Source organism: Flexivirga lutea (assembly GCF_054778955.1).
The window spans coordinates 1-23,431 of the sequence record NZ_BAAGZB010000002.1; the positions used below are offsets into that span (position 1 = coordinate 1).

General features: G+C 67.8%; 20 protein-coding genes and 1 tRNA gene. 5 read left to right on the forward strand and 16 right to left on the reverse strand.

Features of this window, described 5'->3' with window-relative positions; translation table 11 throughout:
- A partial coding sequence (locus ACYVBN_RS06415) for an HNH endonuclease (RefSeq protein ID WP_460599806.1) occupies positions 1–443 on the forward strand: 443 nt, incomplete at its 5' end.
- A gap of 583 nt (positions 444–1,026) precedes the next feature.
- Here ACYVBN_RS06415 and ACYVBN_RS06420 read toward each other — a convergent pair.
- Both ACYVBN_RS06420 and ACYVBN_RS06425 read right to left on the reverse strand, forming a co-directional pair.
- Positions 1,027–1,824 (reverse strand): GNAT family N-acetyltransferase, encoded by a 798-nt coding sequence (locus ACYVBN_RS06420; protein WP_460599807.1) that lies wholly within the window; start codon positions 1,822–1,824, stop codon positions 1,027–1,029.
- A 44-nt stretch (positions 1,825–1,868) separates the two neighbouring features.
- Positions 1,869–1,950: transfer RNA gene (locus ACYVBN_RS06425), tRNA-Gln, on the reverse strand.
- A gap of 122 nt (positions 1,951–2,072) precedes the next feature.
- Here ACYVBN_RS06425 and ACYVBN_RS06430 point away from each other — a divergent pair.
- Positions 2,073–2,696, forward strand: coding sequence for a TetR/AcrR family transcriptional regulator (locus tag ACYVBN_RS06430; RefSeq protein ID WP_440281198.1), 624 nt, complete (start codon positions 2,073–2,075; stop codon positions 2,694–2,696).
- A gap of 5 nt (positions 2,697–2,701) precedes the next feature.
- Here ACYVBN_RS06430 and ACYVBN_RS06435 read toward each other — a convergent pair whose 3' ends face one another.
- Positions 2,702–3,079: a VOC family protein gene (locus ACYVBN_RS06435; RefSeq protein ID WP_440281197.1), complete on the reverse strand. Its 378-nt coding sequence runs from the start codon at positions 3,077–3,079 to the stop codon at positions 2,702–2,704.
- Positions 3,076–3,879 (reverse strand): methyltransferase domain-containing protein, encoded by an 804-nt coding sequence (locus ACYVBN_RS06440; protein ID WP_440281196.1) that lies wholly within the window; start codon positions 3,877–3,879, stop codon positions 3,076–3,078. Before ACYVBN_RS06440 ends, ACYVBN_RS06435 begins: the two co-directional genes overlap by 4 nt.
- A gap of 85 nt (positions 3,880–3,964) precedes the next feature.
- On the opposite strand from ACYVBN_RS06440, the gene ACYVBN_RS06445 reads away from it, so the two are divergent.
- From ACYVBN_RS06445 to ACYVBN_RS06455, 3 genes are all read left to right on the forward strand, one after another.
- Positions 3,965–4,471, forward strand: a complete 507-nt coding sequence (locus ACYVBN_RS06445) for a MarR family winged helix-turn-helix transcriptional regulator (RefSeq protein ID WP_440281195.1) — start codon at positions 3,965–3,967, stop codon at positions 4,469–4,471.
- A 109-nt stretch (positions 4,472–4,580) separates the two neighbouring features.
- A complete protein-coding gene (locus ACYVBN_RS06450; RefSeq protein WP_460599808.1) occupies positions 4,581–5,537 on the forward strand; it encodes an ArsR/SmtB family transcription factor in 957 nt (318 codons plus the stop codon).
- Positions 5,538–5,803: 266 nt separating this feature from the next.
- Entirely contained in the window at positions 5,804–7,579 is a 1,776-nt protein-coding gene (locus tag ACYVBN_RS06455; protein WP_460599809.1) for a periplasmic substrate-binding domain-containing protein, read from the forward strand.
- Here ACYVBN_RS06455 and ACYVBN_RS06460 read toward each other — a convergent pair.
- The 12 genes from ACYVBN_RS06460 to ACYVBN_RS06515 all read right to left on the reverse strand — a co-directional run bounded on the left by ACYVBN_RS06460 (position 7,569) and on the right by ACYVBN_RS06515 (position 23,206).
- Positions 7,569–7,988, reverse strand: coding sequence for a hypothetical protein (locus ACYVBN_RS06460; protein ID WP_460599810.1), 420 nt, complete (start codon positions 7,986–7,988; stop codon positions 7,569–7,571). The two genes, ACYVBN_RS06455 and ACYVBN_RS06460, sit on opposite strands and share 11 nt — an antisense overlap.
- A gap of 33 nt (positions 7,989–8,021) precedes the next feature.
- Positions 8,022–9,824, reverse strand: a complete 1,803-nt coding sequence (locus ACYVBN_RS06465; protein WP_460599811.1) for an ABC-F family ATP-binding cassette domain-containing protein — start codon at positions 9,822–9,824, stop codon at positions 8,022–8,024.
- Positions 9,825–9,843: 19 nt separating this feature from the next.
- Entirely contained in the window at positions 9,844–10,773 is a 930-nt protein-coding gene (locus ACYVBN_RS06470) for a 4-(cytidine 5'-diphospho)-2-C-methyl-D-erythritol kinase (protein WP_460599812.1), read from the reverse strand.
- A gap of 5 nt (positions 10,774–10,778) precedes the next feature.
- Complete coding sequence (gene rsmA / locus ACYVBN_RS06475) at positions 10,779–11,642, reverse strand: ribosomal RNA small subunit methyltransferase A (RefSeq protein WP_460599813.1); 864 nt, start codon at positions 11,640–11,642, stop codon at positions 10,779–10,781.
- Positions 11,639–12,262, reverse strand: coding sequence for a molybdenum cofactor guanylyltransferase (gene mobA, locus ACYVBN_RS06480; RefSeq protein WP_440281189.1), 624 nt, complete (start codon positions 12,260–12,262; stop codon positions 11,639–11,641). The genes rsmA and mobA overlap by 4 nt, the downstream gene beginning before the upstream one ends.
- A complete protein-coding gene (locus ACYVBN_RS06485) occupies positions 12,259–13,932 on the reverse strand; it encodes a fatty acid--CoA ligase (RefSeq protein WP_460599814.1) in 1,674 nt (557 codons plus the stop codon). The genes mobA and ACYVBN_RS06485 overlap by 4 nt, the downstream gene beginning before the upstream one ends.
- Positions 13,933–13,938: 6 nt before the next feature.
- On the reverse strand, positions 13,939–14,688 hold the full coding sequence (gene narI / locus ACYVBN_RS06490) for a respiratory nitrate reductase subunit gamma (protein ID WP_460599815.1): 750 nt from the start codon (positions 14,686–14,688) through the stop codon (positions 13,939–13,941).
- Entirely contained in the window at positions 14,688–15,407 is a 720-nt protein-coding gene (gene narJ, locus ACYVBN_RS06495; protein ID WP_460599816.1) for a nitrate reductase molybdenum cofactor assembly chaperone, read from the reverse strand. Before narJ ends, narI begins: the two co-directional genes overlap by 1 nt.
- Entirely contained in the window at positions 15,404–17,074 is a 1,671-nt protein-coding gene (narH, locus tag ACYVBN_RS06500; RefSeq protein WP_460599817.1) for a nitrate reductase subunit beta, read from the reverse strand. The genes narJ and narH overlap by 4 nt, the downstream gene beginning before the upstream one ends.
- A 22-nt stretch (positions 17,075–17,096) precedes the next feature.
- Entirely contained in the window at positions 17,097–20,780 is a 3,684-nt protein-coding gene (locus ACYVBN_RS06505; RefSeq protein ID WP_460599818.1) for a nitrate reductase subunit alpha, read from the reverse strand.
- Positions 20,780–22,072, reverse strand: a complete 1,293-nt coding sequence (locus ACYVBN_RS06510; RefSeq protein ID WP_460599819.1) for an MFS transporter — start codon at positions 22,070–22,072, stop codon at positions 20,780–20,782. Before ACYVBN_RS06510 ends, ACYVBN_RS06505 begins: the two co-directional genes overlap by 1 nt.
- Positions 22,073–22,333: 261 nt before the next feature.
- Positions 22,334–23,206 carry a transglycosylase family protein gene (locus ACYVBN_RS06515; RefSeq protein ID WP_460599820.1) on the reverse strand — a complete coding sequence of 291 codons (873 nt, stop codon included), beginning with the start codon at positions 23,204–23,206 and terminating at the stop codon, positions 22,334–22,336.
- Positions 23,207–23,431 lie beyond the last annotated feature (225 nt).

A 23,431-nucleotide genomic window follows, 5' to 3' on the forward strand; every position in this document is an offset into this window, starting at 1 on the left:
GCGACCCCACCGGCCCACAGATCCGCCGCCTGTTCACCCACCCCGGCACCGGCGACATCATCGGCATGGACTCCCGCGCCCGCCGCTACCCCGGCCTGCTGTCCCGGCTGATCATCTTCCGCGACCAGACCTGCCGCACCCCCTGGTGCTCCGCCCCCATCCGGCAGATCGACCACATCCAACGCCACACCGACGGCGGCGACACTTCCGAACGCAACGGCCAAGGCCTGTGCGCACGCTGCAACTACGTCAAGGAACACCCCGACTATCACGTCATCGGACACGCCGGTCACACCAGCATCAGCACCACCGGGTTCACCGTCCACAGCCACCCGCCCGCACCACCGGGTCAGCCACCGCCCACCCGCTCCTACCCCGAACGCGTCTTGATCGACATCATGTGGAACGGCAGCCTGGAGCTACGCGACGCCCAGAAGCGATAGGACGACTGGACCGACTTTCGCAGTTACGGCGAGCCCAACAACTGAGCCAAGGCGCGTAGTTGCTGCGCGAACGTCGACGCGGATGCAGTGCTGCCCCGCCGCGCGCCCGGCCACTCGTCGACAGCCATCCAGGGCACATCGGTCGGCGTGCCCGGCCATCGGGCAAGCAGCATCACGTGCAGATGTGGCCAGCGGTGTCCGACCCGGATGACATATACGTGTTCCGCGCCGGCCGACTCCAGGACTCCCGACCATCGGCCGATCGCTCGCCCGACGTCCGCAGCCTCGTCCATGGTCAGGTCCGCGAAGCCTGCAGCGTGTCGCGTCGAGCAGACGAACAGCTGCCCGATGTAGACATCTCTTGCGGGGCTACAACTGGGCACTGAAACACGACCAAGCCGGCATCGTGCTCGAGGAATCCTCCTGGAACGGGCTGCGCGCCACCCACTTCGTCGCAGATGAGGCACGGGTCCGGCACGCGCTCATCTCACCGCGGTGTCAGCATTCGCAGCAACCGATTTCACGTCCAAGCGGGCCAAGACCGACTTCGGTGAGGTGATCATCGGCCGCATCGGGCCGATTCCTACCCGGGGCTGTTCGGTGGTAGCGCCCAATAGGCCTGCACATTCTGCGCCGCCTCGCCGAACCCGAGGGACCGGTAGAGACGCCCGGCGGGGTTGGTGGAGCCGGTGACGATGACCCACTCTCGCACGCCGCGCTCGGCCGCCCACGCTGCCGCGGCGCCGAGCAGGTGGCCGGCCAGGCCCTTGCGCCGGTGGTGGTATGCCGTGCCGACCGACTGATAGCGCGCGGTGTCACCCAGCACGACGATGCCCAGATCGGCGACGAGGTCCGCACCGGCGAACGCCCCGAAGAACGCAGCATGTCCCGCCGACACCAGCTCACGCCGCGCCATTGCCTGGTCCCGGGTGAAGCACTCATAGCCGGCCGGTTCGTGCTCGCCGGTGTCGAGATTCTCCTGGATGTTCCGCTGGATCAGCTGCTCCCAGTCATCGTCCGTGCCGAGTATGCGCGCGACATACCCCTGCGGCAATGGTGGCCGGGTCGGCAGTGACCTGCTGACGAGTACGTCATCGGTCACGATCCCCACACCGTGGGCGGCATACCCGGCGGGATCGGGCATCCGGGGCAGATCGATCGCGACGTGGCGCGCGTCAGGGAATTCTTGCGCGAAGATCGACAGCCACCGGTCGGCGTCCGAGCCGTCGCCGGTGGTGACGAGCACGAAGTTGCCCCAATGGAATCCGGGATTGTTCGGAGAGCGGACGACGAGGTGGTCCCCACGCTCGGACACGATGGCGCCCTCAAGTCGCAGGATGGCGAGATCGGTGCGTCGCCCGGGGGAAAGCTGAGTGGACACCTGCAGACGGTATGCCACGAGCCGCCGGCCAGCACGACGATTCATGGCTCCCCGGGTTGGAATCGAACCAACGTCGCTAATCCTGATTCAAAGTCAGGCGGCCCCTACCAGCAGAGCAACCGGGGATCGCCCCCTGCGGGGACCGCACAAGGGTAGGACAGATCGCGAGCAATGGCATATCGGCCCTGCCGGCCGTCGATCCGGCCCCGGACGCAGCGCACGCGCGGCGGATCCACTTCAATGGATGCATGCCAGCCAAGAAACGATCCCGACTGTCTGCAGCCGACCGACGCGAACAGCTGATCTCGGTCGCGGAGAAACTTTTCGCCGAGCACGGTGTGCAGCCGACCACCGTCGAGGACGTGGCCACGGCGGCCGGTGTCACGAAACCGCTGATCTACGAGCACTTCGGTGGGAAGGAGGGCCTGTATGCCGTGGTCGTCGACCGCGCCATGCGTCAGCTGCTCGACCACCTGGTCGGGGCGCTGACCTCGGGCGGCACATCCCGCGAGCTGCTCGAACGCGGCGCCGTGGCCCTGCTGAGCTACATCGAGGAGGAGCCGGCCGCCTTCCGGGTGCTGCTGCGCGACTCACCGACCTGGCACGGCAGCGGTTCGGCCGCGAGCATCATGTCGGCGGTGGCCGGACAGGTCGAGGAGATCGTCGTCGAGGTCTTCGAGCGCAATGAGCTCAACGTGGAGGTCGTGCCGATCTATGCGCAGATGCTGGTCGGGATGATCGGCTTCACCGGCGAGTGGTGGATCGAGTCCGGGTCATCGCTGCCGCGCGACACCGTCGCCGCACACATGGTCAACCTGGCATGGCACGGCTTGGACGGCATCGAGAAGGAACCGACGCTCAAGACGCTCTGACACGCTCACTGCGCATGCTGGATCTCCACCCGGTTGCCGCACGGGTCATCGGTGTGGAAGCGGCGGATCCCCGGGATCGCGTCGTCCCAGCGCACCGCACCACCGGCGGCTGACACGGCCGCAGCGGCGACATCGACATCCGCGACCAGCAGGCACGGGTGCGCCTTGCGCGCCGGGGTGAAGGATTCCTCCACGCCGCAGTGCAATTCGTGCCCGGCGCCGACCGCGAACCAACAGCCGCCCCGCGCCGCGAGGGCCGGTGGTTTCGGCAGCTCCGGTAGCCCGAGCACACCGCTGTAGAACTCGCGCAGGTGGTCCTCCGCGCCGGCGGGACACGCCACCTGGACGTGGTGCAGACCGATCACCGCGACCTGTTGCGTCATACCTGCGCACCCTTCCGGCCAACCGCGAAGATGCGGCGGAACGGCATCGGCACGCCGTATGACGCTCTCGGGTACGCCGCATCGAAACGGTCCACCAGCTCGGCGAGGAAGTCCGCGCGTTCGGTCCCCTCGTCCAACACGTCCAACAGGGGCCGCAACGCCGTGCCCTTCACCCACTCCAGGACCGGACTACGTTGCGATTGTTCAGGATCCAGCACCTGCAGATAGGTCGTCTCCCACACGTCCAGGTGACCGCAGTGCCCAGCCAGCGCCCGGGCATATCGCCCCGGAGTCTCCACCGGCGACTCCCGCAGGGCACCGACCAACTCGCCGGCCCGGTCGTGCGCTCGCGCGACCTCACGGATGATCCGGTGCGACGGTGCGTCGAAGTTGCCCGGCACCTGCATCGCGAACCAGCCACCGTCGGGCAGATCGGCAAGCCATCGGTCGATCAACTCCAGGTGGCCGGGAATCCACTGCAATGTCGCATTGGTGACGATCACCTCCGGTGCCCGATCGGGCTGCGGCCGCCAAGTTGCCACGTCGTCGAGTTGCCAGGTGACGCGAGCTGTGGCGTCGACATCCCGCGCCCGCTGCAACATCTGCGCGGAGGAGTCGACGCCGACGACCTGCGCGTGCGGCCAGCGCTCGGTCAACGTCAACGTCAACGGGCCGTTCCCACAGCCGAGGTCGACCACTGTTCGCGGCGACTCCGCACCCACCCGCGCCACCAGATCGGCGAAGGGCCGGTTGCGCAGGTCGGAAAACCGTTCGTACTGCTGAGGATCCCACGTCGCCATACAATCGCCTCCATCGCTCATTATCTTGATATCAAGATACTTGTATATGTCTCGACGTCAAGAAGCTTGAGAGTAGACTGACTTCATGGTGACGCAGCGCGACGAGGTCGACCAGATCGTCGACGCCTGGCGCCGCGAGCGTGACGACCTGGATGTCGAGCCGCTCCAAGTCCTTTCGCGGGTGTCCCGCCTCGCACGACTGCTCGATCAGGCACGGGGGAAGGCCTTCACCGACCACGGCCTGGACGGCTGGGAGTTCGACGTGCTCTCGGCGCTGCGGCGAGTGGGCGATCCTTATGAGCTCTCCCCCGGCGCGCTGGTGCAGCAGACACTGGTGACCAGCGGCACGATGACCAACCGCGTCGACCGGCTGGAGAGCCGCGGCCTGGTCGAACGGCACCCCGCTCCCACCGATCGGCGGGGCGTCCTGGTCCGACTGACGCCGGCGGGCCGCGAAGCCGTCGACGCCGCCATGGTCGGGCTGCTCGAGCACGAGCGCGCGATCCTGGCGCACCTGCCGGCCCGCAACCGCACGGCCCTCGCATCCTCGCTGCGCACCCTGCTGTCCGCGATCGAGCACCCCACCGCCTGAGCCTGCGCCGCCAGGTCGCGATTCGGCAAACTTTGTTGTGACCCGCTTCGGCGCGGTGTCACGATGAAAATGGTCCACGAGGCACCGACACGTAGGAGGCACCCGGCGCGTGATCACCCTCGACCTGAACGCGCACACCGGACCGACCATCCGCTGGGCGATCTCGCCCGTGCTGGAGACTCTCGGCTGGCTGCGCACGACCCGCGACGGCGCGACTGATCCGATGTATGGCGCACCGTCGCGCACGGCCGCGCAACTGCTCAGCCGCCCGGACGTCGCTCTCGTGGCGGCCCTGCTGCCGGTCGACGACGGCCCGACGCCCGACTTCCTCGTGCCGGCACCGCCCACAGCACCGGCGGCCCGCGCCGCCAGGACCCAGTTCCAAGCAGTGCGCGAGTCCGATCACGCACAGGCTGCCGTCGACGTCCGGACCGCCGCGGGTGTCCGAACGTTGCCCGACGACGTCGCCGCCGCTGCCGCCGCAGGTGACCTCTCGGCCCGCGCCGCACACGGGCTCGAGGTCTTCTGGCGCAGAGGTATGCCGGAGGTCTTCGATCGCGCCGAGACGGCGCTCAATGCAGAGATCGACCGCGGCACCCAGCTGCTGGGCACCGGTGGCATCGGCGCCGTGCTGCAGGCGGTGCACGAACGCTTGTCGTGGAGCGACGGACCACCGACGGCGCCCCGGGACCCCGCAGGTTCCGACGCCGACGAGGCGGAGCTGCTCGTCATACCGACCGCGCTCTACGGGCCACGGCTGGCCATGCGGCTGCGGGGAGAGCGGCCCTTCGTCGCCTATCCGGTCGCCACGACGCCACCGGCCGCCGAATCGATCGCCGGGCTGCGCCGGCTGCTCGGCCCGACCCGCGCGGCGATCCTGCGTCAGCTCAGCTGCGCCCGCACCACGACCGAGTTGAGCGAGGAACTGCAACTGGCCACCGCGACCGTGTCCTACCACGTGAAGGTGATGCAACGCGCCGGTCTGCTCGAGCGGTCACGCCACCGGCACAACGTCTTCTACGAATTGTCGGCCACCGGTCGCCAATTGCTGGCGACAATCCCGTGATCATCAGCTGAAAACACTGGTTTCCCTGCCAAAGATTCGAATCTCTTCGAATATTGCGATCCGGTCGCGATCGCGCCGATCACTGGACTTCACCCGACGCGCGGGTCAAGTGTGGTCAGCAGAAGCCGTCGACGCCGGGGGTCGTCCACTGCTTCCGCACCAGTGGGGGTGACCGGTCGATCTTCGACATACCGGACACCACGAACGAAGTGGACGAATGCGTGCCGACGGGCTATTCCCGTGGGCACCGAAAGGGAAATATCACCATGCGAATGACCAAGTATGTCGCGCTGACGGCTGCGGGTTTCACTGCGATGTCGTTGGCCGCCTGCAGCAGTGGCGGCCCGTCGAACAGCGGCGGCAGCGACAGCGGCGGCAACAACACTGCGGCCGCCAAGCAGACCGAGTCCGCGGTGAAGGCGCAGGACGCGACACTGAAGGGCCCGGCGCCGGCGGTCAAGGGCGCCACGAAGGGCGGCACGCTCTACATCGACGATCACTCCAACCCGCCCACCATGGACCCGGCCGGCATCTACTACATCGACTCCAACGCGTTCGCCAGCCAGTTCCTCTACCGCACGCTGACGCAGTACAAGATCGTGGGCGGCAAGCCGGTGCTCGTGCCGGACCTCGCCGAAGGCGTGGGCAAACCGTCCGCGGACGGTCTGACCTGGACGTTCAAGATCAAGCCCGGCCTGAAGTACTCCGACGGCTCCCCGGTCAAGATCGAGGACTTCGTCTACGGCATCAAGCGCTCCTTCGCCAAGGAGAGCGTTGCCCGCAACGGCACCGACTACCAGCGCCAGTACCTCGTCGGCGGAAAGGACTACAAGGGCCCGTACCGAGAGCCGAACGCAGACTTCAAGGGCGTGACCACCCAGGGTGACGACACCCTGGTCTTCCATCTGGTCAAGAAGGTCCCCTCGTTCAACTACTTCGCGTCCTTCCCCGAGTTCACCCCGGTGCCGAAGGCCAAGGACACCAGGGGCGACTACCAGAAGCACCCGCTGACGACCGGCCCGTACAAGGTCGACAGCTACAGCATCGGCTCCAAGATGGTGCTGTCCCGCAACACCAACTGGGACCCCAAGACCGACCCGGTGCGGCACGCCTACCCCGACAAGGTGCAGATCAACTTCGCCGTCACACCGCTGGCGTCGCAGCAGCGGGTGCTGGCCAACAGCGGTGCGGGCGCCAACACCGTCAACATCGACGCGATCGACGCTTCGCTGCAGTCCAAGGTGACCGGTGCGCAGAAGGACCAGTTCGTCATCGGACCGTCGTCCTGCGAGTACTACGTCAACATGAACGTCCACAAGATCCCGCTGAACATCCGCAAGGCGATCGGTTATGCCTACCCGTGGGACCAGATCCGCAAGGCGGGTGGCGTCTCGCAGCTGAACTACCAGCCGGCCACCACGTACGCGGCGCCCAGCCTGCAGGGTTACAAGAAGTACACCCCGCTGCCCTACGCCACCGGTCAGGGCACCGGCGACCCGGCCAAGGCCAAGGCGATCCTGAAGAAGGCCGGCAAGCTCGGCTTCCAGCTGTCCTACTACTACACCGGTGACGTTCCGTCCTCGGTGGCGGCGAACACCGCCCGCAAGGCGGGTCTGGAGAAGGCCGGCTTCAAGGTCAAGGACCTCCCGGTGCCGAGCGCGGAGATCACCAAGAAGATCGCCGACCCGAATGCACCGGTCAACATGATGAACGGCACCCCGGGCTGGTGCTACGACTGGCCGACCGGTGACTCGGTCTACCCGGTGCTGTTCAGCGGCGAGGGCATCCCCGACGGCACCACCGTCGGTCAGTTCAAGAACGCTCACATCAACGCCGAGATGGACAAGATCGGCAAGATGGATCCCAAGGACGCCGCTCCCGAGTGGGCCAAGCTGGACCAGGAGATCATGACGAAGTACGTCCCCGGCCTGCCGGATCGTTACTCGATGAACACCGCGACGTTCGGCAAGAACGTCAAGAATGTTTCGCTCAATCCGATCATCAGCATGCCCAGCCTGTCGCAGATCTGGATCACCCACTGATGCGGCGCCGGGAAATGCGTCGTATGGCGGCTGCCGGGATCAACCGCGCTCGATAGCGACCACCGGTGGTCACACCGCTTCGGAATGGAGCCGGTTGCCGACTCGAGGAATTCGCAGGTTTCTCCCTTCCGCGCGAATTCCGCTCGACCGATGCCACCGGCTCCTTTCCGGATTCGGCGCCGTGAATGTGCGGGCTCGAGGCGACATTCGGCACATGTTCGACACCGTTTCTGCGGCCTGAACCGCGTCCGTGCGGGTCGCTCTCGTTCAAGACCCGGACGACCTCCTGATAATCCCCACGCGCCTCGCCGTACCGCAGGAATTCGACCCGCTGCACCTGTATCTCGGTCACTGCCGGCCGGGTGCGGAGGATCTCCATCACCTCGCTGACGAAATCGTCCAACGGCATCGCGAACGTTCGCCCCGCACCGCGACTGAGCCGTCATTCGGCGATCTCGCCGACCTCCAGCCAGCGTTCCTCGAGTTCCGCACGCTGGGTGTGTATGGCGCGCAGCTGCCCGTCGAGTTCGGTGGCCCGCACCGGATCGGTCGCGGCTTCGACGAGCGCGGCGTGCAGCTTCTCCTCCTGGTCGGCCAGCTTGCCGAGGGTGCGCTCGATGCGGGCCATCTCCTTGCGGGCCTCCCGCTGCTCCGCCGCGCTACTGGCGGCCGGCGCCGCGTCGGTTGCCGTCGTGGCGCGCTGCGCCGCTGCGGATTCCGTTGCCGCAGCGTGCAGTTCGAGGTACTGCTCCACGCCACCGGGCAGGTCTCGCAGCTTGCCGTCGCCGAGCAGGGCGATCTGCCGGTCGCACATCCGTTCCAGCAGGTAGCGGTCGTGCGAGACCACCACGAGCGTGCCCGCCCAGCCGTCCAACACGTCCTCCAGCGAGGTGAGCGTCTCGATGTCCAGGTCGTTGGTCGGTTCGTCCAGCAGCAGCACGTTGGGCTCGGTCATCAGCAGCCGCAGCAGCTGCAGCCGGCGCCGTTCGCCACCGGACAGGTCACCGACGCGGGTCTGCTGCCGTGGGCCGGAGAAGCCGAGCCGTTTGGCCAGCGACGACGCCGACACCTCCTTGCCGCCCAGCATGATGAAACTCTTGACCTCGGTGATCGCGTCGATGACACGCATCCCGTCATACGCCTGCAGTTCGCGGACCTCCTGGGTGAGGAAGGCCAGCTCGACGGTCCGTCCCTGCTTCCGCTTGCCCGCGTCCAGCGGCCGGCTGCCGTCGATCACACGCAGCACGGTGGACTTGCCGGCGCCGTTGACTCCGACGATGCCGGTGCGCTCCCCCGGCGCCAGGCGCCAGGTCTGCTTGTCCAGCAATCTGCGGCCGCCCACCTCGACCGTTGCGTCGATGAGGTCGATGACGTCCTTGCCGAGGCGGGTGGTGGCGAAGCGGACGAGCTCGACGTCGTCGCGCGGCTCGGGCTCGCCCTTGATCAGTTCGTTCGCGGCGTCGATCCGGAAGCGCGGCTTGGAGGTGCGCGCGGGTGCGCCGCGGCGCAGCCAGGCCAGCTCCTTGCGCAGCAGGTTCTGTCGGCGGTCCTCGGTCGCGGCGGCGACACGGGCGCGTTCGTTCTTGGCCAGGACGTATGCCGCGTAGCCGCCGTCATACTGCTCGACCCGTCCGTCGACGACCTCCCACGTGTGGTCGGCGACCGCATCGAGGAACCAGCGGTCGTGGGTGATCGTCACGAAGGCGTTGCCCGGACGGGCGCGGTGCCGCACCAGGTGCTCGGCCAGCCACTGCACGCCCTCGACGTCCAGGTGGTTGGTCGGCTCGTCGAGCAGCAGCAGGTCGGGGTCATCGATCAGTAGCTTCGCCAACGCGACGCGGCGTCGCTCGCCGCCGGACTTGCTCCCGACGACCGCCTCCGGGCCGCCGACCGACGCGAAGCCGACGCCGCCGAGCAACCCGCGCAGGATGTCGCGGACGCGCGCGTCACCGGCCCACTCGTGCTCGGCGCGATCGCCGAGCGTTGCCACGGCGACGGTCGCGGCCGGATCGAGACGGTCGTCCTGGCTGAGCATGCCGATGGTCAGACCGCCGACACGCGTGACCCGGCCGGAGTCGATCGGCTGCGTCCCGGCCAGCACCCGCAGCAGCGTCGACTTGCCGCCGCCGTTGCGGCCGACGACGCCGATGCGGTCGCCGGTGCCGATCCCGAGAGAGACGCCGTCGAGCACTTGGTTGGTGCCGAGAGCGAGCGAAATATTTTCGGCAGCAATGAGATTGGGCATCAGACCACTATCAATCGGCTCAACGGGCGCGCACGTCGTGCACCACGTGCGCACCGTGCACCGGGCCGGTCGCGCTGACGACCTCATCGCACATGGTGCCGGCGGTGAGCCCAACCATCAGGTCGAGGGCAGCGTTGCGGTCAGCGCACAGGAACGCAACCGTCGGGCCGGAGCCGGAGACGACCGCGCCGAGCGCCCCGTTGTCGAGGCCGGTGGCGATGGTGTCGCTGAGCCGTGGCATCAGCGAGCAGGCCGCGTCCTGCAGGTCGTTGTGGAGATTGTCGGCCAGCGCTGCGACGTCCCCGGCGCGCAGGGCGGCCATCAGTGCGGCATTCGGAGTCGGCTCGGGCACCGGCCGACCGTCGCGCAAGCGGTCGCACTCGGCGTAGACGGCCGGCGTCGACAGTCCCTCGTGGTGCAGCGCGAACACCCACTCGAAGACACCGCGGCTGAGCACCGGCACCAGCTGCTCGCCACGGCCGGAGCCGATGGCAGTGCCGCCCTCCAGGGCGAAGGGCACGTCGCTGCCGAGCTCGGCGGCCATGTCCTGCAGCTCGCGGGGGCTGAAGCCGGTCTCCCAGAGCGCGTCCACCGCGACGAGTGCCGCGGCGGCGTCGGCCGACCCGCCCGCCATACCTCCGGCGACCGGGATGTTCTTGGCGACCTCGATGGCCAGCTGCTCGTCCGTGCCGACGCGGGCCGCGATCAGTCGTGCCGCGCGCATCGCCAGGTTGGTCTCGTCGTCGGGCACGACACCCTCGCCCATCCCGGTCGTCGTCACCGACCAGCTGTCGGCGGGGCGCACGGTGACGTGGTCGACCAGGTCGACGGCGTGGAAAACCGTTGACAGGGAATGATATCCGTCATCCTCGAGCGGCCCGATGCGCAACTCGAGGTTGACCTTGGCCGGCACGCGCACCGTGACCGGGGCCGAGGACATCGCTTCCATGCCCGTCACCCTATGCGCTGCGCTGCGATCGCCGCGAACTGCCCGATCGTGAGTCGCTCACCGCGCAGTGAGGGGTCCACGCCGGCGGCGCGCAGCATCCGCTCGGCCTCGGTGGCGGAGCCCGCCCACCCCGCCAGCGCCGCCCGCAACGTCTTGCGCCGGGCAGCGAACGCCGCATCGACACAGGCGAACACGTCCGCGCGGCTCGCGATGGTCGCCGGTGGTTCGCGCAGCGTCATCGAGACGAGGCCGGAGTCGACGTTCGGTGCTGGCCAGAAGACGTTGCGGCCGACCCGGTCGGCGAGGCGCACATCGGCATACCAGGCGCCCTTGACACTCGGGACGCCGTAGACCTTGCTGCCGGGCTGCGCGGCGAGCCGCTCGGCGACCTCCAGCTGCACCATCACCAGGACCCGTCGCAGGGTCGGGAATCGTTCGAGGAAGGAGAGCACGACCGGCACCGCGACGTTGTAGGGCAAGTTGGCCACCAGCGCGACCGGTTGCGGGTCCGGCAGCTCGGTCAGCGTCATGGCGTCCTGCTGGACGACCTGCAGTCGGTCAGCCAGCTGGGGTGCGAGCTCCGCCACCGTGCGCGGCAGTCGGATGGCCAGCCGCGGGTCGATCTCCACGGCGGTGACATGCGCCGACGACTCCAGCAGCGGCAGGGTCAGCGACCCGAGGCCGGGACCCACCTCCACGACGCTCTCGTGCCGCTCGACGCCGGCCAGCCGGACGATCTTGCGCACGGTGTTGGGGTCGATCACGAAGTTCTGGCCCCACTGCTTGGTCGGCCGCAGCTCCAGCTGCGTCGCCAGCTCGCGCACCCGTGGGGCGGTCAGCAGGGTCGCGGCGTCGGCGTGCTCGGTCACCCGCCTGACCCTAGCCGCCTCGGCTCGAGCGTCCGGGCCCACGCCTCGTGGTCGGACCAGGTGTCGACGTCGCGCCATACCTCCTCGGCGGCGGGGACCGCGGTCAGGTCCAGGTCCTCCAGCAGAGCCCGCATCGACCGGTCGCGCGGATCGCCGAGTCGCTGCGCGGCGTCATACAGCATGCAGGACCGGTAGCGCCCGAGTAGCCACTGCGAGCGCCCCTCCGGCGCCGTGATGACGGCGCCGTCGGAAGAGCGGGCGTCCGCCGCGACGAGCAGTTGTACGGCGCGCTCGGCGCCGGGCAGATCGCACGCGATCAGGTAGGTCCACGCCGCCGGCTCCTCGATGGCGCGCAGTCCGGCGACCGTAGCGGCTGCCGGGCCGCTGCCGGGCGGGTCCTCCGTGACGCGTAGGGCGTGCTCGGGCACCTCCGGCGCCGAGGTCTCGCCCACCACGACGAGCGTGCGAGCCTCGCGCACTGCGGCGAGCGGCCGTGACACCAGTGATCGACCGGCGAGTCCCACTGCTGCCTTGTCGACGCCGCCCAGCCGCGACCCGGCACCTCCGACGAGCACGATCGCGTCGAAAACGACTGCGCTGCCGGCAGAGCCACCGCTCACCGGTGACTCGTCTCCTGCACCTCCAGGGCACCGTCGGCGAAGCTCTGCCGCAGCGCCTTCTTGTCGAACTTGCCGACACTGGTCTTGGGAACCTCGGCGATGAACGCCCACTTGTCCGGCAGCTGCCAACGGGCGATCTTGCCGGCCAGGAAGTCGCGCAGCTCACCGACCGTGGCGGTGGCGCCGTCGCGCAGCACCACCGTGGCCAACGGCCGCTCCTGCCACTTCTCGTCCGGTATGCCGATGACCGACGCCTCCAGCACGTCAGGATGACCCATGATGGCGTTCTCCAGGTCGACCGAGCTGATCCACTCGCCACCGGACTTGATGACGTCCTTGGCCCGGTCGGACAGCACCAGGTAGGAGTCCTCGGTGAGGGATCCGACGTCGCCGGTGCGCAGCCAATCCCCGTCGAACTTGGCTGCCATGTCAGCGATCTCGGCCTCGCTCTCGGTGCCGTTGGCATAGTAGGAGCCGGTGACCCACGGTCCGCGGACCTCCAGCTCACCGACCGCCACACCGTCGGCGGGCTGTTCGCAGCCGTCCGGTCCGGCGAGCCGGCCCTCGACACCGGGCAACAACCGGCCCTGGGAGTCGCGATAGCGCCAGTAGTCGACGGAATCGGCCTCGACGTCGCCCGGGGCGAGCGCGAGCGTGCCGACCGGGGACAGCTCGGTCATCCCCCAGCCCTGGATCATCTCGATGCCGTGGCGCTGCTGGAACGCGCGCAGCATCGCCGGAGGCGCGGCGGAGCCTCCGACCATCAGGAAACGGCAGCTGGACACGTCGGTCGGCGTCTGCTCCAGGTGCTGCAGCAGCCCGTTCCAGACAGTAGGTACGCCGGCGCCGCCGGTCACCTGCAACTCGCTGATCATCCGGGCCAGCGGCTCCGGCTGCAGGAACCGGTCGGGAAGCACCAGGCTGGCGCCACTGATCATCGCCGCGTAGGGGTAGCCCCAGGCGTTGGCGTGGAAGAGCGGCACCACGATCAGCAACCGGTCCGGTTGACCGATCGCGAGCATCGAGGAGCAGGTCAGCGCGTGCAGGTAGTTGCTGCGGTGCGAGTACACGACACCCTTGGGGTTGCCGGTGGTGCCGGAGGTGTAACACATTGCGCAGCCGTCGTTCTCGTCGACGGTCGGCCAGTCGAACGTGGTCGGCTGGTCGCGCAGGAACTCCTCCCAGTCGTGCACCTGCACGACGTGCTCCGGTGCGGCGAGCGCCTGGCGCAGATGCTCGGGCACGGGCCCGTTGACGACGACGTGCCGCACACCGGGCAGTGCCGGCAGCAACCGGCTGAACGGTTCGGCGAGCGAGTTGTCGACGATGACGACCTCCGACCCCCCGTGCCTGGTGACGTAGGCCATCTGCTCGGGGAAGAGCCGGATGTTGATGGCGTGCAGCACCGCACCCATCGACGGCACCGCCAGGTAGGCGATGACGTGCTCGGCGTTGTTCCACATGAACGTGCCGACGCGTTGGTCGCCGGTGATGCCGATGCCACGCAGCGCGTGAGCCAGTTGGGCGGCACGTTCGCCGACCTCCCGGTAGGAGATCCGTCGTGCACCGGACTCGGTCCAGGTGATCAGCTCACTGCGGGAGTGTGCCGTTGCGCCGTAGCGCAACAGCGTGGAGATCAGCAGTGGTCTGCGCTGCATCGTGCTGTCCATGGAACCTCACTTCTTCTGCAGGGTCGGTTTGTCCCAACCACGTTGGGGCGCACGGGAACCCGTGCCGGAGCCAGGCCGCTCGTCACGGGAGCGGTAGACGATGTAGGGCCGGGTGAGGTATCCGAGCGGTGCGCTGAAGACGTGCACCAGCCGGGTGAACGGCCACAGCGCGAAGAGCACCATCGCCACCATGGCATGCAGTTGGAAGCTCCAGGGCGCGTCCGCCATCAGGTCGGCGTTCGGCCGGAAGGTCCAGATCTCGCGGAACCAGATGCTGACACCGTCGCGATAGTTGTAGTCACCGCCGACGTGGAAGAGCCCGGACGCCAACGTGTTCCAGACGCCGAGCACGATCGCGGCCGCCAGGAAGACGTACATCACCTTGTCCATCTTGGTCGTCGCCGAGAAGACAGGTCCGGTCACCCGGCGGCGGTAGATCAGGATCACCAGGCCGGCCAGCGCGACGAGGCCGGCCGGTATGCCGCCGGCCAGCGCGATGATGTGGTAGCCGTGCTCGGAGATGCCGAGGGCATCGGTCCACACCTTCGGGATGACCAGGCCGATGATGTGGCCGGCGAGCACGCCGAGCATCCCGAAGTGGAACATCGGGCTTCCCCAGCGCAGCAGGTTGTTCTCGTAGAGCTGCGAGCTGCGGGTCGTCCAGCCGAACTTGTCGTAGCGGTAGCGCCAGAAATGCCCGACGATGAAGATCGCGAAACACACGTAGGGCACGATCACCCAGAGGAAGAGAGCCATCACAACGCTCCTGTCGTCGGCATGGGGAGATCGACGGGTCCCGGTCGTGGGTTGAGTCGCGGATCCAGGCTGTATGGCGAACTGTCGATCCCGACATCCTCGGAGGGCGGACCGGCCGCGATCAGCTCCGCGAGGGCACGCTCGTCGTCGTCGCCGAGCGACGGGAGTGTCGCACGCAAGGCATCGACCACTGGCAGCCAACGGGATCCGCGGCGGACCAGTGCACGGTGCAGCAGTTCAAGGCCGACCCGGTGGTCGTTGAGCAGCTTCCAGGCCGCGTCGCGATCGGTGAATGCGCCGAATTCCAGCAGCACCGGCAGGAAGTCGGGCAGTTCGCTGCTGTCGTCGGCCAGCTGCACGCCGGCGCGCCGGTAGGCCTGTTTGAACTCCACCAGCTCCACTCCGCGCCGCCGAGTGTCGCCGCTGCTGAAGTAGGTGAGGTGCAGGCTGCACTTGCGGGTGACGTCGAACGTGTCGACGTAGTCGGCTTGCAGGTCCGCGAGTGGCACCGACATCGCGTCGTCGAGATAAGCCGACAACAGCGTGCCGATCTCGGGCGGCAACTGGGCGGTCACCGCACGCACGGCGGGAAAGCGTTGCAGCGTTTCGGCATCGGGGTATTCCAGTAGCAGCGACACCGACTGCCAGGTGGCGGCGACCACGTCGTCCGGCAGTTGCGCGGCGGCCCGGCGGTGCCGCTTCCACAGCAGCGATCTCACGGCTGCGCTCCGTCGTCGGGTGGGAAGAGCCCCTCGGGCACACCCCTACCGTCCCAGTTGAGCAGGTTGACCCGCCCGGTCCTCGAGCCGCCGGAGATCAGGGTGTCCCGATCGGAGGTCTGGCGCTCCTTGAGCATCTGGAAGTTCTCGATCGCCACCGGGGTGAGCACCCCGGTGCCCGAGCCCTCCCCGAACGGTGCGGAGGCGCGTTCGGGGTCGTCGTACCCGCCGACCGCGCACTCGGTGGCCAATTCCTCCAGCCCGTGGGCTTGTTCGGCGTGTGCGGTCGGTATGACGTAGCGCTCGTCGTACTTGGCGATCGCCATCAGCCGGAACATCTCGTACATGTCCTCGGCACTCATTCCGACCGATGCCGCGATCTCCTCGTCGGGGTCGCCGCCCAGGTTGATGTCGCGCATGAAGGACCGCATCGCGGCCATCCTCTTCAGCACCCGGTCGACGGTGGCGACGTCACCGGCGGTGAAGAGATTGGCCAGATATTCGACCGGGATCCGCAGTGTGTCGATGGCGGCGAAGAGGTTGTGCTGGTCCTCGGCGTCGTAGCCGGTGTCCTTGACGACGTCGACCACCGGCGAGAGCGGCGGGATATACCAGACCATCGGCATGGTGCGGTATTCCGGGTGCAGCGGCAACGCGACCCGGTAGTCCATGATCAGCCGCCGCACCGGAGATCTCTTGGCCGCCTCGATCCAGTCACCGGGTATGCCGTCGCGTTCGGCAGCGCGTTGCACCTGCGGGTCGAACGGATCCAGGAAACAGTCCAGCTGCGCCTGGTAGAGGTCCTGGTCGTCCGGGGTCGCCGCGGCATCGAGGACGCGGTCGGCGTCATACAGCATGATGCCGATGTAGCGCAGCCGCCCGACGCAGGTCTCGGCACACACCGTCGGGATGCCCACCTCGACGCGCGGGTAGCAGAAGGTGCACTTCTCGGCCTTGCCGGTCTTGTGGTTGAAATAGACCTTCTTGTACGGGCATCCGCTGATGCACATGCGCCAGCCACGACACTTGTCCTGGTCGACCAGGACGATGCCGTCCTCCTCGCGCTTGTAGATCGCCCCACTCGGACAGGAGGCCGCGCACGCCGGGTTGAGGCAGTGCTCGCAGATGCGCGGCAGGTAAAACATGAAGGTCTGCTCGAACTCGAACTTCACCTTGTCCTCGATGCCCTTGAGCATTGGGTCCTGCACGGCGTGCTCGCCGGCGCCGCCGAGGTCGTCGTCCCAGTTGCCCGACCACTCCACGTTCATCGGCTTGCCGGACAGCAGCGAGTAGGGGCGGGCGACCGGGTAGTTCTTGGTGACCGGCGACTCCAGCAGCGTCTCGTAGTCGTAGCTCCACGGCTCGTAGTAGTCGCGGATGTTGGGCAGCTTCGGGTTGCTGAAGATGGTCGCGAGCTTCTTCAGCCGGTTGCCCGACTTGAGGGTCAGCCGGCCGTTCGGCAGCACCTTCCAGCCGCCCTTCCAGCGCTCCTGGTCCTGCCAGGTCCGCGGGTAGCCCAGGCCCGGCCGGGTCTCGACGTTGTTGAACCAGACGTATTCCATCCCGGCCCGGTTGGTCCACGCCTGCTTGCAGGTGACCGAGCAGGTGTGGCAGCCGATGCACTTGTCGAGGTTCATCACCATCGACATCTGCGCCATGACTCGCATCTTTGAATCTCCTTCCGGCTGCTCAGTATTCGACAGAGATCGTCCGCTTGCGGATCATGGTGACCTCGTCGCGGTTGCTGCCGGTGGGGCCGATGTAGTTGAAGAAATAGGACAGCTGCGCGTAGCCGCCGATCAGGTGGCTGGGTTTCATCATGATGCGGGTCATCGAATTGTGGATGCCGCCGCGCTTCTTGTCCCGCTCGGTCAGCGGCACGTCGATCAACCGGTCCTGCGCGTGATGCATGTAGACGGTGCCCTCCGGCATCCGGTGCGAGACGATCGCCCGGCATGCGACGACGCCGTTGCGGTTGACCATCTCGACCCAGTCGTTGTCGCCGATGCCCACCTTGGCGGCGTCCTTGTCGGAGATCCAGACCGTCTGACCGCCACGGGACAGCGACAGCATGAAGAGGTTGTCCTGGTATTCGGAGTGGATCGACCACTTGTTGTGCGGCGTGAGATAGCGCACCGACACTCCGAGTTCGCCGGTCGCGCCGACCTTTGCCTCGCCGAACAGCCGGGTCATGTCCAGCGGTGGACGGTATGTCGGCAGTGCCTCCCCCATCCGCAGCATCCAGTCGTGGTCGAGGTAGAAGTGTTGGCGTCCGGTGAGCGTGTGGAACGGCTTGAGGCGTTCGATGTTGATCGAGAACGGGCTGTAGCGCCGGCCACCGGTCTCCGACCCGGACCACTCCGGGGTGGTGATCACCGGCTGCGGTGACCGCTGCGTGTCGGCGAAAGTGATTCTCCTGCCTTCACTCTCGGCCGCCAAGTCGTGCATCTGGTGTCCGGTGCGCTGCTCCTGGGTGCGGAAGCCCTGCGTCGCCAGATGCCCGTTGGTGGCGCCGGAGAGCATCATGATCAGCTGGGCGACCTGCACGTCGGTGTCCAGCCGGGGTCGACCGGCAGCCGGCCCCGTCGCCACCACGCCGTGCTCGTGCCGCAGCGTCTCCAGCTCCTCCGAGACGTCATACGTGATGCCCTTGCAACTCGTGCCGAGCGTGTCGAGCAGCGGGCCGACCGACGTCATCTTGTCGTAGACCGCGGTGTAGTCGCGTTCGACCGGGATCAGCGCCGGCATCGTCTTGCCGGGGATCGGGTCGCACTCGCCGAGCTTCCAGTCCCGCACGATGCCGTGTGGTGTCGCCATCGCGTCCGGGGTGTCGTGCCACAACGGCTTGGCCACCAGGTCGGTGCGGGTGCCGAGATGGTCGACCGCCAACTCGGAGAAGCGTTTTGCGATCTCCTTCCAGGCGTCCCAGTCGGTCTTGCTCTGCCACGGCGGGCTGATCGCCGGGTTGAACGAGTGGATGAACGGGTGCATGTCGGTGGTGTTGATGTCGTGCTTCTCGTACCAGGTCGCGGCCGGCAGCACGATGTCGGAGAACAGCGTCGAGCTGGTCATCCGGAAGTCGATGGTCATCAGCAGGTCCAGCTTGCCGTCGACGATCTCGTCGGCCCACGCAATGTCACGTGGGCGCTGCTCGGGCGGTGCCTGGCGGGCTGTGACCGCCCCCTCGGCCCCGAGCAGGTGCTTGAGGAAGTATTCGTCCCCCTTGGCGCTCGAGCCGAGCAGATTGGAGCGCCACAGCGTCAGCACTCGCGGGAAGTTCTCCGGGTTCTCCGGTTCCTCGAGCGCGAACTTCAACTCCCCGGACTGCAGCTTGTCGACCACCCAATCCTTCACGTCTGCGCCGTCTTTGGCGGCGAGGTCGGGGATCTCGATCGAGCTCTTGTCGAACGTGGGATAGGTCGGCGACCATCCCAGCCGAGCCGATTTGAGCAGCAGGTCCATGACCGTCTGCTCCGGGAACGCGCCCATGCCCCCGCCGACGGTGTCGGCGAGGAAGGTGTCGTAGCGGTATTGGCCGGTGTTGACATACCAGTAGGCCGTCTGGTTCATGTGCCGCGGCGGCCGGCTCCAGTCGAGCGCGAACGCGGCGTTCTGGAAGCCCATCAGCGGCCGGACCTTCTCCTGGCCGACGTAGTGCGCCCAGCCGCCGCCATTGCGGCCCTGGCACCCGGTGATCGTGGTGAGCATCAGCATCGCCCGGTAGATCAGGTCGGAGTGGTACCAGTGGTTGGTCCCGGCGCCCATCAGGATCATCGAACGGCCTTGCGTGTCAGCCGAATTGCGGGCGAACTCGCGCGCGATGCGGGCGCACGCCTCGGCCGGGACGGAGGTGATCTCCTCCTGCCAGGCCGGGGTGTATGGCGCCCGCGGGTCGTCATACCCCTGCGGCCAGACGCCGGGCAGTCCCGGCCGACTGACGCCGTACTGGGCCAGCATCAGGTCGAACACAGTGGTGACGACCTGGTCGCCGACGCGGGCGACCGGCACGCCGCGCTCCTCCAGGACGGCCTGCCCGTCGGCTGCGTCGAAACGCGGCAGCCGCACCGCGACGGACTCGCCCTGCTCGGACCAGAAGGACAGCCGCGGCTGCAGGTCCTCCAGGTCGAGGTTCCACTTGCCGACACCCTCGTCGCCGAACCGGTCCCCCAGCGTGCCGTTCGGGACCACCGGAGCACCCGTCGCGTCGTCGAAGACGACCGGCTTGAAGAGTGCGTTCTCGCTCGTCCGCGCAGGGTTCTCGAAATCTGCGGCGACGAGGTTCTTGCCCGGCCGCCAGCTGCCGTCGTCCTGCTGGTCTAGGGTGATCAGGAACGGCAGGTCGGTGAATTTCCTGACGTAGTCGTCGAAGTAGTCGACCTGCTGGTCCACGAAGAACTCCCGCAGCACCACGTGCCCCATCGCCATGGCGAGCGCAGCGTCAGTGCCCGGCGCGAGCGCGAGCCACTCGTCGGCGAACTTGACGTTCTCCGCATAGTCCGGACTCATCACCACGACCTTCTGGCCGCGGTACCGCGCCTCGGTCATCCAATGCGCATCAGGGGTGCGCGTCAGCGGCACGTTGGTGCCCCACATCATCAAGTAGCCCGCGTCCCACCAGTCACCGGACTCCGGCACGTCGGTCTGATCGCCGAAGATCTGCGGGCTGGCCACCGGCAGGTCGGCATACCAGTCGTAGAAGCTGAGCATCGGTGCACCGATGAGCTCGTTGAAGCGGGCGCCGGACACATAGCTGACCTGGGACATGGCCGGGATCGGCGAGAACCCGGCGATCCGGTCCGGGCCGTACCGCTTGATCGTGTAGACGTGCGCGGCGGCGATCATCTCCACTGCGTCCGACCAGGACGCGCGCACGAGCCCACCCTTGCCGCGGGCTTCCTTGTAACGAGAGGCTTTTTCGGGATCCTGCACGATCGAGGCCCAGGCGACGACCGGGTCGCCGTACTGCGCCCGCGCCTCCTGGAACATCGTCAGCAACGTCGCCCGGACATACGGATAACGGACGCGCGTCGGCGAGTAGGTGTACCAGCTGAACGCCGCACCGCGGGGGCAGCCGCGGGGCTCGTACTCCGGCTTGTCGGCGCCGACGGTCGGGTAGTCGGTCTGCTGCGCCTCCCAGGTGATGATCCCGTCCTTGACGTAGACCTTCCAGGAGCAGGAGCCGGTGCAGTTGACGCCGTGCGTGGAGCGCACCACCTTGTCGTGGCTCCACCGGTCCCGATAGAAGGAGTCCCCCTGGCGGCCGCCCTCGGCATACATCGCCCGCTTGTCGGCCGACACCTGCGCGCGGGTGAAGAACCGGCGGGTACCGACCAGCGCGTCGGTCAGCTTGTCGTCCAAACCTGAAGTTGTCATCAATGAACCTCCTGCAGTTCCGGAGAGGCGGGTGCCGCGCTGCGGCGTACGACGGTGAGGATGAGCACGAGGGTCAGCGCCGAGCAGATCGCGAGCAACCACATGCCGATCGCGTAGGACCGGGTCTGGCTGTAGATGTAGGCCATCACCAACGGTGGCACGAAACCGCCCAATCCGCCTGCGGCTCCGACAAGCCCGGTGACTCCGCCCACCCTTGCCGGATCGGTCGCCTCGGCGATGAGTGCGAAGGTCGCCCCGGAAGCCGCCCCGAGGGCCGCGGCCATCACCAGGAAGACCGGTGTGCCGTAGCCGCGCAGCGGAGGCTCGCCCGCCGCGATGGCAGCGCACACGGCCACCAGCCCGAAACAGGCCGAGAGCACCGGCAGCGAGCCGATCTTGTCCGCGAGCGTGCCACCGACGGGGCGCATGATGACGGCGATGATAACGAAGCCGGCCATCTTGTTGGCGGCGTCCGCCGCGGAGAGGGCGTAGGCGTTCTTGAGGTAGAGCGGCAGGAAGACCGAGAAGGCGACATACCCGCCGAAGCCCACGGTGTAGAGGACGCCTGCGTGCCAGGTGATCGGCAGCTTCGCCGTGGCGACCAGCCGTTGCACCAGCGGCGTCGAGGGTATGACGCGCCCCGGCGCGTCACGCAGCACGAACCAGGCGACGACGGCGTAGACCGCCAGTGCGATCGCCACGATGAGGAACGGCACCGCCTTGCCGTGTGCCTTGAAGATGCTGACGGTGGTGAGAGCACTGATCGCGGTCCCGCCCATGCCGGCCCCGAAGATCCCGACGGCCATCCCGCGCTTGTCCGGCGGGAACCAGGCGTTGACGAACGGCACCCCGATGGCGAACGTCGTGCCACCGATGCCCAGCAGCACGCCGAAGATCAGCAGTGCGACGAAAGAGTTAAGTGCAAAGAATCCGATCGCCAGCACCGGGACGATGGTGATCGCCGAAACCAGCGGGAACATCACCCGGCCGCCGTACTTGTCGGTGAGCGCGCCGACCGGGATCCGGCCGATCGAGCCGACGACGACCGGCACGGCGACCATCAGACTGGCCTGACTCGCGGTCAGCGGTTGCCCGTCGGAGAAGGGCAGGAAGCTGAGCTGCTTGTCGTAGGCATCCGGCGGCAGTTTCGCCTTGTCCGGGCTGAAGAGCGGCCCGAGCGGGCTGACCAGCGCCCAGGCCCAGAAATTGATCGCGAACCCGACGGTGACGGTGACGAGTTGCAGCCAGGCTGCGCCGGACGCCTCGCGCGGCTGGTCTGGTGTGGCAGTCATGTGATCCTCGTTCAGCTCGTGTCGAACCGTATCGTGAACCTTACCGACAAACTACTACTGCGCGTAGTAAACGCCAAGTGACCGTGCGTCGACGGTATGCGGGGCGTGGCTACGCTCCTTCACTCTATGCAGCACATCCGTCACACGGGTGACTTCGCGGTGGAGACGTGGGCACGACAGCACGACGAACGCCGGGCCGCAGTCCTGGGAGGACTGCGGCCCGGCGTGTGGGTGTGTCGTCGGCGGCGCGGCGGCGAGCCGTCAGGCCGCCCCGGCGCAACCCCACGGGCCGAGGCCGCGCGAGGCGTAGACGTGGTTGGCGACGGTGATCTGCTCAGCCCGGCTGGCCAGGTCGGCCCGGGACGCGAAGCGGCCGCCACCGGCGCTCAGCCAGGTGCCGATGTCGAACTGCAGGCCGCCGTAGTAGCCGTTGCCCGTATTGGTGGCCCAGTTGCCACCGGACTCGCACTGCGCGATGCGATCCCACATGGCGGCGCGGGACAGATCGAGCCCGCCGGCGCTGCGTGACGTGCTGGTGGGCGTGCTGGTGGGTGCCGGCGTAGCCTTCGCGGTGCCGACCACGAGGACCCGGCTGACCGGCTGCCGCGTCACGACGCGCTTGACGAGGGTCGTGCGACTGACCACCTGGCCGGCCAGCTGCTGGCGCCAGGTGAGGGTCGCAGCGCCGGGCACACCGGCGCGTTGCACACGGGTGCGACCGGCGGCGAGAGAGTCGTCATACTTGCGCACCGTGTCGAAGCCGACCCGCTGCGTGCTGGTGACCGTGCGGGTGGTCACCGTGGGGCGGGCCTCATCACGCGAGACCTTCTTGGCCACCGCGCGATGACCGGCCGGCGTGCTGTGCGAAGGCCTGGCGGACGGCGCCACGGACGGCATCGCTGCCGGACTCGTGGTCGAGGTGGTCGGGCGGGTGGTGATCGCGGCGGTGTGCGCACCGGCGGACGAGCCGGCGGCACAGGCGCTGATGCCGAGCCCTGCGGCGACGGTGACGGCCGCGATCGCTGCGGTCTTGGTCAGGCGGTAGGGCGTGCGGTGGGACGTGCGGTAATTCAATGGGTCTCCGATGCCGGGCTGTCCGTCGAGCGGCGAGGCGCACGTCAGCAGCGCTGCCATCAGCATGAGGCGGGGATCGCTGGTCGGTGCGGGGCGAACGGCGGTGCCTGGCTCGCCCGGCCGCGTCTCGCGCAGCCGTGTTCGGGGGGTGCCGACTCTCGGGTTGAACTCATCGAGCGTGACGCACCTGCAGGGCAAAGGTCAAATTTCGATAACGATAGTCACGTCACACTTGCGCGTGACCCGGATCGCACTCCCGCAACACGGCCATCCGCAGAGTCGGCG